Origin of the sequence: Candidatus Rickettsia kotlanii (assembly GCA_030295365.1) — a bacterium.
In the GTDB taxonomy this organism is placed as follows: Bacteria; Pseudomonadota; Alphaproteobacteria; order Rickettsiales; family Rickettsiaceae; genus Rickettsia; species Rickettsia kotlanii.
Map to the genome: position 1 here is coordinate 879,575 of AP027062.1, position 13,103 is coordinate 892,677.

A 13,103-nucleotide genomic window follows, 5' to 3' on the forward strand; every position below is an offset into this window, starting at 1 on the left:
TTCATAAAAATTAACCATTCACATTGACTTTATTAAAATAGATTAATATAATGTCGAGTCAAAAATACCATGAAACATGGAATTGTAATAAAATAACTAAAAAAATAATTATACCTAAAATTTCTAAGTTAATAAATATTTTAAAATCTTGTATAGGAAAGGGGAGTAATGCAAAAGAATGTAAAACCGTTCCAGAAATGTTTCATGATTTACGCATTTATTGATCTTAATATACAAGATGAGAATGGTGAGACTGCTTTAGAGGTTACAGGTAATTTTAAAAAAGCCAAAATGTTACTTGAATATGGTGCTACGGTGAATGATTATAAACAGATGGGTGAAATATTACATTACTGTAGTCGTAACTCAGTAGAAAATAAAATTATTCTTTCACTATTAATGCATAACAATGCTAATACTAATTTTACAAAAGCACATTGAGTAAGACAATGTAAAGAACCGCATGAAGAGGCAGAGCGGTAAAACAAATTAAAAAAATAGAGGGCTTAATATATCAAAGTAAAGAAGTAGAGACGTTAAGAGTATATGTTGACAGATTACAGAGCTTAAAAAATAAATATGAAAAAGCAAAGGATAGTGGCCGAGCTATTTTAAGAATAATATTAGATTATATTAAAAATCAATAGAGTGATGGTTTAAAAGTGCAACTTGTTATTACTTGTCAAAATCTAGGGTTAATTGCAGATTATTCGGAAGTAGCTTAAGAAAATGCAGTATAGTAAGTGCTTGGATGAGGCTTTTGATTTGCCTGATCAAGGATTAATAGGAGAGGATGTTCAAAATACAGTAGTTTAATTCATAGCATCAGGTAATGTTTTAAAAGCACTGGTCATTCCTGTCCAGCATTGTATGCCTTTTCTGAGTCATGTAATAACGCCTACGTAGCTCATGAAGATTAGATATCAACGCAAGCAAGCCTTTGCAGGAATAGATATCCTTATCAACGTTGTATCATCTTATTATAATATTTCGATAAAACTTGCACGCCATATAGCCATAATAGACATACAATAATAAAACTGAACATCAATAAACCGGCTATGTCGTTATGTACGGCGTTCGGGAAAATACTAAAGGATATGAATTGAATAATAGCACCTATTGATTTACCGATTTTAGCACCCATAACATCAACTGCAGCTTTACCTTTGGTCTTCATTTCACTATCGAGCGGAATATATACCATTTCTTTAGTAGCATCAAAAAGTGAATATTTTACGGATTTAGAAAGTATATGCCAAAGTCCGCCGATACAAACTATCATGACAAGCGGTGCGCTATAGCCGAGGGTATTTACGATATTTCCTAGGTGATTTTCAAAAACCGTGAATGAAAAGAACATAACACCTGCTCCAAACATCATAATCGGTGTTATAATAGCTCCCCAAAACCAGCCGCATATTCTAATTAAACTACTGCCTAAAAACGCACTAACTAACGTGAGTACTCCCGTCCAAAAAAACACTTTACCGTGATAGGCTATAAAATCCTTTGTAGCGGGATAGAGTTGCTTTACTTTGGACATCCATAACCCTTCTATTAGGCTAATACTCATAGAATAAGACATTACAAGAAGACAAATAAAACCGAGATACCTAGAAGTTAATATCACTTTTGCACTTTCAACCAAGCTTAATTTTAATATATCCGTTCTTTGGTTTTTAAATTTAATATTTTTGTCAGCTTCTACGACTGATTTATCAATCAGTTTATGAAGAGCTAAACAAATTAATCCGGATATTAAAATAACTGTAATAAATGATTTTAAAAGAATTTCATTTGTATCGTTTAGATAAGAAAATAAAGGTAATAAGAAATGCTCACTCTTAGCAAAATAAATAATTACGGTTCCTGAGATGAGTAAATTAGTTTGTCCAAATAAAGTAAAAAATGAGTAAAATCTTGGTGCTTCTTCGACTTTAGTAATTTTATTTGCAAGCTGCCAATACAGAAGAGTAAAGACTATAACCGGCCATAACTCTCCTATAATATAAAATAATACCAAACTCCACTGTCCCCAAATTATTAAAAACCATTTTAGGTGAGGAAGAACAGTGATATAGTACTTAATTAACTCGGGGTCGGGATGAAAAAACTCTCTGTATGGAAATAAAATAAAACCAAAAATTGCAAAGAAAAATAAAAAAGTACCGGTAACTATCCTAAAAACTTGCTCTGTTGTCATAATATTACAGAGTTTAGAATAAAAAATAACAAATAAAATTCCCATCGGCATTTCGCCCCAAAGTTTGATAAAACTTAATACTTCCGAGCTAATTAAGGTAACAACAAAACTATCTTTAATACTACGAACTAAGTTTTGATTAAGTAGAATAAAAAACATTAGTAAGGCCATCGGGATGAACTTGGTTAATTCATATGATCTAATCGGCCATACTATATGTCTAAATTTACTGTTTCTGGCTTTATTCCAAATTGTGAAATTAGAATCCACGCTATCCATTGATTTACTATGAGCTTATTTTTTTTAGTACCGGATAGTTTTTAAAAATGTTATGTTTTTGCAAGGCTTAGAGCTTTATAGGTCATTCCCGCATATACGGGAATGACCTTAAACGCTTTTCAGAAACTGTCCGGCTATATTATTTTTATGCACCCTAGACTATAATAAAAACTGTGTCAAGATTTTTTAAAATAGTCTCATATATTGTTGTTACATTTGTTATACTCAATCGCTGCTTTAATAAACTGAATAAATAACGGATGAGCTTCAAAAGGTTTAGATTTAAATTCCGGATGAAATTGTACTCCTACGAACCAACGCAGTAGCGGTAGTTCAATTATTTCTACAATCTCTTCATCTTTTGAAAAACCGCTAAATACTATTCCGTGTTTTTCAAAAATATTTTGAAATTCATTATTAAATTTATATCTATGACGATGTCTCTCATTTATTTCAAGGCTTTTATAAGCATTAGCTGCAATGGTACTTGCGACCAAACTACAAGGATAAGAGCCAAGCCTCATAGTCTTTTTTACATTTTCACCTGTTATTTTTGAGTCTTCACAGTTTTTATTTATTTTCTCAATAATTTTTGTACCATCTATTTTAAATTCTTCCGTTACTGCATCTTTAATACCGATTAAATTCTGAGCTATTTCGATCGTCGCAAGTTGCATACCAAAACATATTCCAAAAAAAGGTATGTTATTAGTACGGGCATATTTTATTGCTATAATTTTTCCTTTAGTCGCCCGTTCCCCAAATCCGCCTGGTACTAAAATCCCATCTATATCTAATAATTTTTTATTAATATTCTCTTCAGTTAGATTTTCAGCATTTATCCATGCTAAATCAATTTTGTATTTGTAATAAATACCTGCATGATTAAGTGCCTCGATTACTGATTTATAAGCATCTTTTAATTTATGATATTTAGCTATTATAGCGATTCTTACTTTTGAATTAGAATCTTTTAGCCTATTAATTATATCATGCCATTTATCTAATTTAGACGGCATGACATTAATATTAAAAAAATTTAATACTTTATTGTCAAGACCTGAATTATGATATGCCATCGGTACTAAATATATATTTTTTTGATCTATTGCCGGGACAACATACTCAGATTCTATATTACACAATAAAGCTATTTTATCTATTTCGTTTTTTGAAATGTTACGTTCTGCACGACACACTAGTATATTAGGTGAAATACCTATAGCGCGTAATGCTTTAACTGAGTGTTGGGTAGGTTTTATTTTTAATTCACGGGCGGTTTTAACATAAGGTAATAATGTTAAATGAATAAATAAACAATTTTCGCTTTTTAATTTGTTACCAATTTGCCTTATAGCTTCAAAAAATGGTAGACCTTCAATATCACCGATTGTACCACCTATTTCACAAATAATAAAATCAAAATCCTTGGTATTTGAAAGTATAAAATCTTTTATTATATTTGTAACATGTGGGATGACTTGAACAGTAACACCGGCGTAATTTCCTAAACGTTCATCTTTAAGTAATTTTGAGTATATCGCACCTGTTGTGATGCTATCAAATTTGCATGCGGGAATTCCGGTAAAACGTTCATAATGGCCAAGATCTAGATCGGTTTCTGCTCCGTCATCGGTTACATATACCTCACCATGTTCGTGAGGATTCATAGTTCCCGGGTCAATGTTAAGATAAGGGTCTAGTTTTCGTATACTTACTCTAAAACCTTTCGCTTGCAATAGCATAGCAAGAGATGCTGCCGTTAGACCTTTACCGAGTGATGAAACGACGCCGCCGGTAACAAAAATGAAATGTACCATTATTATAAACCTATTTACTAATATTTTTATAAAATTTTACTGCTTTTTTTAAGTCTTCTTCCGTATCTACGGAAATAGGAACATTCTCAACTAAACATGTACCTATAGTCATGCCGTTTTCAAGGGCACGTAATTGTTCTAAATGTTCTATTTTTTCTAAAAAAGTTGGCTTAAGAGATACAAATTTTTCTAAAGCGTTTTTGCGAAAACCATACATGCCTACATGATATAAAAATTCTTCTGCACCGTTTGGAATAAGGCTACGCGAAAAATACAATGCTGCCCCCGTCGAGTCAACCGCTACGGTAACATTACTACTAGCTTCCACTGATTCCCTATCTACTTTTACTATTGGTGTAACAATATCATATTCGCTGTTTTTCAAATATTCTATAATTTTCAAAATAGAGCTAGGTTCAATGAAAGGCATATCTCCCTGTACATTAATTATGTAATTAATGTTTTGATTATTTGGAATTAATTTAAAAGCTTCATAAGTGCGATCAGTACCGGTTGGGATAGCACTATCCGTGAATATTACTTTTCCTCCGACTTTTGTAATAATGCTTGCTATCTCTGCCGAGTCGGTCGCAACATATGTATGCTCAAGGTCCGCTTGATTTACTTGTTTGAATACCCGCTCGATTAAAGTTATAGAGCCGATAAGCTGCAGCGGTTTTTGTTTAAGCCTAGTTGAACTTAGCCTTGAGGGGATAATTATAGCCACGTCCTGATGCTGCATAAACTTCCTACATTTAAATTAAAAAATAATTGTTGACAGATTAGCCTTTTTGGGCGATAAAGTAAAACATAATTTTTGAGTATATCAATATATTTAAGAGCTCATAGCTCAGTCGGTAGAGCATTTGACTTTTAATCAAAGGGTCCCGGGTTCGAATCCCGGTGAGCTCACCATACTTCTACACTGTGGGTTTGTAGCTCAGCTGGTTAGAGCACACGCCTGATAAGCGTGAGGTCAGAAGTTCAAGTCTTCTCAAACCCACCATTCAATCTGCTACAACAATAAAATCTGTATTATAATTATAAATCAAGGTAATCATTTATTAATATTGCTAAGTTAGGATGATATTGTTAAGCTAAGCTTTAGATTATGAAAAAATACAAATTTACTGAAAAAGAACAAGAAATACTAAATTATTTTGAACAAGATGAGCTTTTAGAGTTACCTAAAAAAGAACTAGAGAGCCAAAAAATATAGCTAAAATTGTTGCAGCTAATTTTTTATATTAGATTGCCGTTATACGATTTAAATCATATACAAAGAATTGCAGCACAAGAAAGAATGTCTTATCAAACTCTTATTGCTAGTGTTTTATACAAAATACGCGTCCGGATATTTAAAATTAGATAAACTTAGTTAATCAATACTTTTTTATATAAATAACATTTTTTCTCAATGAGTCTTTTTAGAGGTAGAAAAAGGTTAGAGGATAAATTATCAAGAGCGAACCACTACTAGCTTTCTACTTTATGAGGCTTAAAATTCTGTAATTTATGCTTGTTTAAACCATGAGCTTTAAGGAAAAGCAAGACATAATGTTTTTGTTCTTTTTCAAAAATATCGTTAGTCACCGCTATCAATTGTGGGTTTTCAATGATCAGATTTGTTTCTTCTAAAACTTCACGGATAGCACATTCTTCAAATGTTTCTCCAAATTCTAAATGTCCACCGACAGGAGCATAACTAGACTCACCATGGGAACTAATACGTTTACCTAATAAAAATTTCATTCCTATTAAAATACCGATACGTAGATAGTTAGTCATAACTATTAACTCTGGGCTGTAATATCGTATGTTAACTTCTAAAGCAAATAAAAAAATATTGCTTATTTAAATACCGTGAGCTATTTGTAGATTATATTTAATATTTACCTGTAGTTATGAATTCTACCAATCAATTACAAAATAATAGCTTAACTAATTCTTGTTCTTGGCTTAAGCTTGGTATTTTATCCTTGGGATTTGCGGGTTTATATTCAATTATTTTGATGGTACTACGTACCCCGCAATTATCAAGCTTTTTCCTAAATCCGCATATTTTCAAATCTGCTTTCATTATTCATGTTAATTTATCGGTATTGATTTGGTTATTGTCCGTTACGGCTAGTGTTTGGGGAGGTGAAACGTCATTGCAAGGAGAGGCAAAGCCTCGACGCGGCAATCTCATGAAACAATACAAAATTCCTGAGATTGCTACGTTCTCTACATTCGCTCGTAATGACGTGTTCCGCCTTTACCCCAAACTTGCTTTTCTAGCTACTCTTCTAATCGCCATCTCCCCAATAGCCGGGCATAATCCGGTGATGAATAATTATATACCGATGCTTGAAAATATCGTATTTATTTTGGGGTTAAGCTTATTTGGTGTTACGTTGCTATTGTACGCTATAAATATTTTATATTTTTTCGATTGGACGAACTTAAATAGTCTAGTTAATTTTACCGTATTATCGACTATTATAATGTTTATTTTAAGCTTTGTTTGTTTTGGATGGTCTTATAATGGCTTACAAAACATCATTCAAATTATTCCAATCGAGATAGAATTTTATTATGAATTACTTTTTTGGAGCGGAGGTCATTTACTGCAATTTATATATACTCAAATATTAATATTTATTTGGGTTAGTTTATTTAGAGAGTTAATAGCTAGAGAATTGAAATTTCAAAAATTCTATCTTTTCTTACTTTATTTAAATTTTATTTTCGGAATTCTTACACTTTTCGGTCATATATTTTATGATATTATCGATGGAGCATTCAAAGTATTCTATACAAATCATATGAAATATCTAGGCAGCATTGCTCCTGTTTTATGTTTAATAGGTATAGGGGTTGAGTTGGTGTGGGTATTTATTATCCTAAGGTTTGACCGCGAAATCCAAACAAAATATCAGAATAATGTTATTGATCTCGCGGTCAAGCCGCGGGATGACACGGTTACAATAGATGATAGAGTAATCAAAACTATCTTACTTTGCTCTATTACTTTATTCTTACTTGGTGGGCTTATAGCACTGAATATCACAGGTATAAATGTAGCAATTCCTGCTCATTATCACGGGTCTATAGTAGGGATTAGCATTGCTTGTATGGGGTGTAGTTATTTAGGTATTGGGAGGTATCAACGTCATTGTGAGCGACTAAAAAGAGCGTGGCAATCTCATGAGGTAATACAAAAATTCCCTAGATTGCCGCGTCAGGACTTCGTGTCTCCTCGCAATGACAATATTATTAATTTTACATTTTACTTCCTAACATTCGGGCAGATTTTGCACATACTAGGTCTAGCATTCGCCGGTGGTTACGGTGTTATGCGGAAAGACCCAAATAGTGTAATGCCGATGTCAGATAAGCTATTAATGGGAATGATGGGCGGAGGAGGGTTCATTGCTATAGTAGGCAGCTTGATGTTTGTATATATTTGTGTTAAAGTAATGTTTTTTAAAAGTATAAAACTAGCACATGAGTAAACCAACTAGAGAAGAAGCTAAAGAGGCGGTAAGAACGTTACTAAAATTCATTGGTGAAGATCCAAGCAGAGAAGGGCTGCTTAAAACGCCTGATAGAGTAATTAATAGCTACGCAGAAATATTTTCCGGTTATGGAAAGGATGTAGCAGAAATATTAAATACCAAGTTTTATGAAACTTGTAATTTTCAAGATTTTATTTTACTGAATATAAAATTTACCTCTTTCTGTGAACATCATATATTACCTTTTAACGGTACAGTAGATATAGCTTATGTTCCTGATAATTGTATTGTCGGCATAAGTAAGCTAGCACGAATAGTAAATATTTTTGCTAGAAGACTACAAATCCAAGAAAAAATGACGGTACAGATAGCAGAAAGCATGCAGGAGAATTTAAAGCCGCTTGGCGTTGCCGTTAAGATTTCTGCCGTACATAGCTGTATGTCAATGCGTGGCGTAATGCAAGATAATAGCGTTATGAATACTATGCATTATACGGGTATATTTGCCGAACAGCAGAAATATCGTCATGAGTTTTTAAACCTTACTGCTAAAAGGTGATACGTTATTAATGTCATTTCTATGGAAGCGGGAATCCAGTAATTTTGTCGTACCGTGACTTGATCGCGGGATCTAGAGAAAACATTTAAAAAACTGGATCCCGTTGTCAAGCCACGGGATAACAAAATAAATGATTATAAATATAGCAAGACAGTAAATAAAATATGTTATTATCAAAATATTTTTTACCTGTGTTAAAGGAAGAGCCAAGTGAAGCTCAAGTAACTTCGCATAAATTAATGCTTAGAAGTGGAATGATTAGGCAGCAAGCAGCAGGGATTTATACTTGGCTTCCGCTTGGCTTAAAAGTATTGAAGAATATTGAGAATATAGTACGCTTAAATATGAATAAAGCGGGAGCTTTGGAAGTTCTAATGCCTTGCATTCAGCCGGCACATTTATGGATGGAATCGGGACGTTTTGATAATTACGGTAAAGAAATGCTGAAATTTCAAGATCGCCACGATAATACTTTACTGTTCGGTCCTACTAACGAAGATATGATTACGGATATTTTCCGTCATAATATTAAGTCATATAAGGATTTGCCGAAAAATCTTTATCATATCCAATGGAAATTTCGTGATGAGATTAGACCTCGTTTTGGTGTTATGAGAGGACGAGAGTTTTTAATGAAAGATGCTTATTCTTTTGATATAAATGAAGAAAATGCCGTTAAAACCTATAATCAAATGTATAAGGCTTATATCAATGTTTTCAGGGATTTAGGTGTATTTGCTATCCCTGTTATTGCTGATAACGGTCCGATCGGTGGCAATTTAAGCCATGAGTTTCATATAATCGCTGAAACTGGTGAAAGTACTATTTATTACGATAAAAAATTTAATACATTAAAAGATAATCCTGATATCGATGTAGAGGAAATTAAAAGTTGGTACGCGGCAGCTGAAGAAAAACATAATAAATTACCTATATCTGAACAAGAAATAACCAGCAGTAAAGGAATAGAAGTCGGGCATATTTTTTATATAGGCTCAAAATATTCGGTTAATATGAATGCATTTATTAATGATGAGCATGGTAAACTAACTCCTATAGAAATGAGTTCTTACGGCATAGGCATTTCAAGGTTAGTTGCGGCTATCATAGAAGCAAATTGCGATGAGAAAGGTATCATATGGCCTTCTAGCGTTGCTCCTTTCAAAGTTTCTCTAATTAATTTAAATATTCATGATAGTGAATGCATAGAGCTTGCGGAAATAGCTTATAGAGAACTATCAGATAAAAATATAGCAGTGTTATATGACGATACTGAAGCACGTCCAGGCAGTAAATTTGCAACGCATGATCTTATAGGCTCACCTCATCAAATTATAATTGGTCCTAAAAAAGCCGCAAATAATATTGTTGAATTAAAAGATCGTAAAAGTGGTGTTATAGAAGATATTGAGATAGGTAGTCTAATGAGTGTATTGTAAAGTAAAGAGATATACATCATTACGAGGAAATTGCATAGCAATTGATGAGGCAATCTCAGGAGTTTGTTATTATTTCATGAGATTGCCACGCGGTCTACGGCTGTTCGCAATGACGATTTTGGAGTTATGCAATAAGGCTAATACCCTATGTGAATGATGTAGCAAAAATATTCTTCGTAGACAATGATAGTATCATATAATGAATAGTACACCGTCTTTTCAAATAACTAATAAAATCTTGGAGTTATCACAAGATATTTCTTATGAGCTTGGTATTTTAGCCAGGCAAGCTTTACCCTCAACCTATAAAACTTAGAAAAAATAATCAAATTAAAACTATCCATTCTTCTTTAGCAATTGAAGGAAATAGTTTAAGCGTAGAGCAGGTAACCGATATAATAAACGGCAAGCGTATACTTGCACCTGAAAAAGATATTGTAGAAGTAAAAAATGCTATAAAACTATACAATAATCTGACTATATTTAATCCCTTCAAAATTGAATCATTATTAAAAGCACATGAGATATTAATGCAAGGATTAGTAGAAGATAACGGAAAGTGGCGTAAAGGTAATGCCGCTATATTTAAAGGCACAGAGATTATACACTTTGCCCCTACGGCAAGCCGTGTATCTTTAATTAATGCAGGATTTATTTGAGTTTATAGCACAAGATAAGCAAATTTCTGGAATAGTTAAAGCTTGTATATTTCATTATGAGTTTGAATTTATCCATCCTTTTTCAGACGGTAACGGACGAATCGGTAGATTATGGCAACAATTATTACTAATGCAAGCTAATAAAATTTTTGAGTATATTTCCATTGAAAGTTTGATAAGGAATAATCAAAGTGAATATTATATAGTGTTTTAAGTAAGTGTGATAAGCTTGGTGAATCGACCTTATTTATCGAGTTTATGCTTGATAAAATAGTTGCAGCATTAAGATTATATAGTAATAATATTACATATGAAGCAAATACGCCTTTATCTAGAATGGAATTTGCTAAGGTTAATTTAATAGATCAATGGTTTTCTAGAAATACTGTATATAAAAGTATTTCTACGGCAACGGCTAGTAGAGATTTGTTATATGGTTTAGAGCATAAACTTTTAATAAGTAAAGGAGGTAAGAATCAAACTTATTATAAGTTTGTATAGTTTTTAATTTCATTCCCGCTTTCATGTATGAGTGTTGACTTAAGAGAAGAAAAAACCTCTGATGCCATTCCCGCAAAAGTGGAATTCAGTACTTTAAAGCTTTTTAAAAGCTCGGTTTATCTTGCTTTACCCCTAGATTTCTGCTTCCGCAGGAATAACATCATATCACTGATTTAAAAAGAGATTAACATGAAAAATTTTATAAAATATTTGTTTTTTACCGGTCTATATATAGTGGTGATGATAATAGTTACTTATATGGTTTTGGCTCAAACTATCCCTAATGATGGGCAGTGTCATATGATGGATAGACCGCTTGTTATTCATTACATCTTAGCAGCAATTATTACCGCTTTACCGACACTAATTTTAATATATAGTAAAAAGAAAAAGTAAATATATGATCGGTAAATTAAGCGGTCAAGTTGATTCCCAAGGCGATGATTACGTTATAATTGACGTAAACGGGGTAGGGTACTTAGTCTATGCTTCAGGTAAAACTTTAGGTAAACTTGTTGAAGGGGAGTTTTATAAACTATTTATCGAAACCCATGTTAGAGAGGAACATATTCATCTTTACGGTTTTTTGACTCTAGAAGAGAAGAATTTTTTTAATTTGCTACAATCAGTAAACGGTATAGGTACAAGAATGGCTTTATCTATCTTATCAAGCCTTACGCCTTTGGATATTCAAATTGCTGTAAATAATGAAGATAAAAATATGTTTAAAGCAATATCTGGAGTAGGGGCTAAACTTGCTGAACGTATAGTGCTAGAGCTGAAAGGTAAAGTAGCAAAAATGTCAAGCGGTTCAGCTATTATTAAAGAGAGCTTAAATATTAAGAATATCACACCCGTTGCAAGTAATGAAGTAGTAAAAGCTCTAGTAAATCTAGGATTTTCTAGATTTGAAGCTCAAAACGCTGTTCAAGGCATCATTACCCAAAATCCCGCAATCTCTATTGATGAATTAATCAAAACAGCCCTGAAAAATCGACATTCTAATTTTTAGTTGATAAATTAGCAGTTATTTTATATTAATTTTAATTACTAAAAAAATTAATAGGTAAAATATATGTCCAAGTTAATAGAATATTTAGGCAAAATACAGGCTGAAGAAATATTAAAAGAGTTAGAGAAAGATCCTGCTACTTTAAGTACTACCGAGGTTAATTTTGTACCACAATCAGCGGTATTTGTAGTCGCTGGATACTCTAAAATTTCTGCAGATGCTTTAAATGGGTTATTTAATGCTTTATAAGGAGACGCTACTATAAAGTACTTAAGCACTGATAGTTTTTCGTGGAGTTTAAAATCAATAAAGTTATTTGCTGAATTTTTTAAAGATCTGCTATGCTGAATTACTGACATTAGTTTTATAAATGCTTTGAATAATGTTAATAAGATAGATGTTCTTTTAGATACCTTAAGAGTAAATGGAACTATAGAAAATATTAAACTAGCTCATAATTATTTAAGAGATAAGGGATTAGATAGATTAATAAATAATTTTATTAAATTTCTTAAAGAATCTAATATTGAAGCTCTTGATATTTCATCAAATCCTATAACACAAGAAAATTTAATAAAATTACTCGAAGATATAAACGAAACAAAAATAAGCGATTTAGATATAAGTGGGATATTTTTTGATAATAATAATGTTCCTGCCTGATCCTCATTTGTTAAAAATACTAAACTTGCCGGATTGAATTTTTTATTAAGTACAGAAGTAAGTGAGGAATCAAAGAAAGCCTTATCAGATGCTATAAAAGAGAATAAAAGCTTAATTGGATGTAATATTTTAGGTTATAAGATAGGAATGAAATCTCAAGATAGACAAGCATTGGACGCACAAATTACAGAAATAACTGATGAAAATAACCTTACTCTAAAAGATGTAACAGAAGTTTTGAAAAATTATTATGAAAATCCTAATATAATATTATCAAAATTATCAAATGAGATATTTGGTCATTATTTCAAGTTATATAAAGGATTAAATAAAAATTACCTTAAAGAAGAATTATAAAACTTATGCGTCACTGATACAGAAAAATTTTTTGAAACCGTAGATAAACTTAGAGAAGAGATAACTAGTTTCTGTGAAGAGGGCTAATTAAAGGTCTAAAATAATTTA

12 protein-coding genes, 2 tRNA genes and 2 pseudogenes are annotated in these 13,103 nt (G+C 32.0%); 12 read left to right on the forward strand and 4 right to left on the reverse strand.

The features are described 5' to 3' along the window. The first annotated feature begins 168 nt into the window (after nucleotides 1–168). Nucleotides 169–441, forward strand: coding sequence for a hypothetical protein (locus QUD19_RS04820; RefSeq protein WP_498807665.1), 273 nt, complete (start codon nucleotides 169–171; stop codon nucleotides 439–441). A 520-nt stretch (nucleotides 442–961) separates the two neighbouring features. Here the strand turns inward: QUD19_RS04820 and tlc2 are convergent. From tlc2 to QUD19_RS04835, 3 genes are all read right to left on the reverse strand, one after another. Then, complete coding sequence (tlc2, locus tag QUD19_RS04825) at nucleotides 962–2,485, reverse strand: nucleotide exchange transporter Tlc2 (protein ID WP_498807667.1); 1,524 nt, start codon at nucleotides 2,483–2,485, stop codon at nucleotides 962–964. Nucleotides 2,486–2,682: 197 nt separating this feature from the next. Beyond that, a complete protein-coding gene (gene pyrG, locus QUD19_RS04830; RefSeq protein WP_498807668.1) occupies nucleotides 2,683–4,305 on the reverse strand; it encodes a CTP synthase in 1,623 nt (540 codons plus the stop codon). Between the two features lie 10 nt (nucleotides 4,306–4,315). Next, nucleotides 4,316–5,047 (reverse strand): 3-deoxy-manno-octulosonate cytidylyltransferase, encoded by a 732-nt coding sequence (locus QUD19_RS04835; RefSeq protein WP_498807669.1) that lies wholly within the window; start codon nucleotides 5,045–5,047, stop codon nucleotides 4,316–4,318. 97 nt (nucleotides 5,048–5,144) lie between these two features. On the opposite strand from QUD19_RS04835, the gene QUD19_RS04840 reads away from it, so the two are divergent. Further along, nucleotides 5,145–5,220: transfer RNA gene (locus QUD19_RS04840), tRNA-Lys, on the forward strand. Nucleotides 5,221–5,234: 14 nt separating this feature from the next. Next, nucleotides 5,235–5,311 (forward strand) — tRNA-Ile (locus QUD19_RS04845). A 470-nt stretch (nucleotides 5,312–5,781) separates the two neighbouring features. On the opposite strand, the gene QUD19_RS04850 is transcribed toward QUD19_RS04845, so the two are convergent. After that, on the reverse strand, nucleotides 5,782–6,093 hold the full coding sequence (locus QUD19_RS04850) for a nucleotide triphosphate diphosphatase NUDT15 (RefSeq protein WP_498807671.1): 312 nt from the start codon (nucleotides 6,091–6,093) through the stop codon (nucleotides 5,782–5,784). A gap of 116 nt (nucleotides 6,094–6,209) precedes the next feature. Here QUD19_RS04850 and QUD19_RS04855 point away from each other — a divergent pair, with 116 nt between their 5' ends. The 9 genes and pseudogenes from QUD19_RS04855 to QUD19_RS04895 all read left to right on the forward strand — a co-directional run bounded on the left by QUD19_RS04855 (nucleotide 6,210) and on the right by QUD19_RS04895 (nucleotide 13,082). After that, nucleotides 6,210–7,802, forward strand: coding sequence for a hypothetical protein (locus QUD19_RS04855; RefSeq protein WP_498807672.1), 1,593 nt, complete (start codon nucleotides 6,210–6,212; stop codon nucleotides 7,800–7,802). Beyond that, the gene (folE, locus tag QUD19_RS04860) at nucleotides 7,795–8,364 is read left to right on the forward strand and encodes a GTP cyclohydrolase I FolE (protein WP_498807674.1); all 570 of its coding nucleotides are present in this window, start codon (nucleotides 7,795–7,797) and stop codon (nucleotides 8,362–8,364) included. The genes QUD19_RS04855 and folE overlap by 8 nt, the downstream gene beginning before the upstream one ends. Before the next feature lie 164 nt (nucleotides 8,365–8,528). Continuing rightward, nucleotides 8,529–9,803, forward strand: a complete 1,275-nt coding sequence (proS, locus tag QUD19_RS04865; protein ID WP_498807676.1) for a proline--tRNA ligase — start codon at nucleotides 8,529–8,531, stop codon at nucleotides 9,801–9,803. A 199-nt stretch (nucleotides 9,804–10,002) separates the two neighbouring features. Beyond that, nucleotides 10,003–10,963, forward strand: a pseudogene (locus QUD19_RS04870) (Fic family protein). Between the two features lie 189 nt (nucleotides 10,964–11,152). Next, on the forward strand, nucleotides 11,153–11,359 hold the full coding sequence (locus tag QUD19_RS04875; RefSeq protein ID WP_392506366.1) for a Holliday junction ATP-dependent DNA helicase RuvA: 207 nt from the start codon (nucleotides 11,153–11,155) through the stop codon (nucleotides 11,357–11,359). 4 nt (nucleotides 11,360–11,363) lie between these two features. Continuing rightward, entirely contained in the window at nucleotides 11,364–11,975 is a 612-nt protein-coding gene (gene ruvA / locus QUD19_RS04880; RefSeq protein WP_498807679.1) for a Holliday junction branch migration protein RuvA, read from the forward strand. 63 nt (nucleotides 11,976–12,038) lie between these two features. Next, on the forward strand, nucleotides 12,039–12,224 hold the full coding sequence (locus QUD19_RS04885) for a hypothetical protein (RefSeq protein WP_498807681.1): 186 nt from the start codon (nucleotides 12,039–12,041) through the stop codon (nucleotides 12,222–12,224). A 126-nt stretch (nucleotides 12,225–12,350) separates the two neighbouring features. Beyond that, a complete protein-coding gene (locus tag QUD19_RS04890) occupies nucleotides 12,351–12,638 on the forward strand; it encodes a hypothetical protein (protein WP_498807683.1) in 288 nt (95 codons plus the stop codon). Between the two features lie 147 nt (nucleotides 12,639–12,785). Continuing rightward, nucleotides 12,786–13,082: pseudogene (locus QUD19_RS04895) on the forward strand (hypothetical protein). Nucleotides 13,083–13,103: the final 21 nt, after the last annotated feature.

Coding starts and splice junctions, on each gene's coding strand:
- QUD19_RS04820 (WP_498807665.1), top strand. CDS start 169: ATGCAAAAGAATGTAAAACCGTTCCAGAAATGTTTCATGATTTACGCA.
- tlc2 (WP_498807667.1), bottom strand. CDS start 2,485: ATGGATAGCGTGGATTCTAATTTCACAATTTGGAATAAAGCCAGAAAC.
- pyrG (WP_498807668.1), bottom strand. CDS start 4,305: ATGGTACATTTCATTTTTGTTACCGGCGGCGTCGTTTCATCACTCGGT.
- QUD19_RS04835 (WP_498807669.1), bottom strand. CDS start 5,047: ATGCAGCATCAGGACGTGGCTATAATTATCCCCTCAAGGCTAAGTTCA.
- QUD19_RS04850 (WP_498807671.1), bottom strand. CDS start 6,093: ATGACTAACTATCTACGTATCGGTATTTTAATAGGAATGAAATTTTTA.
- QUD19_RS04855 (WP_498807672.1), top strand. CDS start 6,210: ATGAATTCTACCAATCAATTACAAAATAATAGCTTAACTAATTCTTGT.
- folE (WP_498807674.1), top strand. CDS start 7,795: ATGAGTAAACCAACTAGAGAAGAAGCTAAAGAGGCGGTAAGAACGTTA.
- proS (WP_498807676.1), top strand. CDS start 8,529: ATGTTATTATCAAAATATTTTTTACCTGTGTTAAAGGAAGAGCCAAGT.
- QUD19_RS04875 (WP_392506366.1), top strand. CDS start 11,153: ATGAAAAATTTTATAAAATATTTGTTTTTTACCGGTCTATATATAGTG.
- ruvA (WP_498807679.1), top strand. CDS start 11,364: ATGATCGGTAAATTAAGCGGTCAAGTTGATTCCCAAGGCGATGATTAC.
- QUD19_RS04885 (WP_498807681.1), top strand. CDS start 12,039: ATGTCCAAGTTAATAGAATATTTAGGCAAAATACAGGCTGAAGAAATA.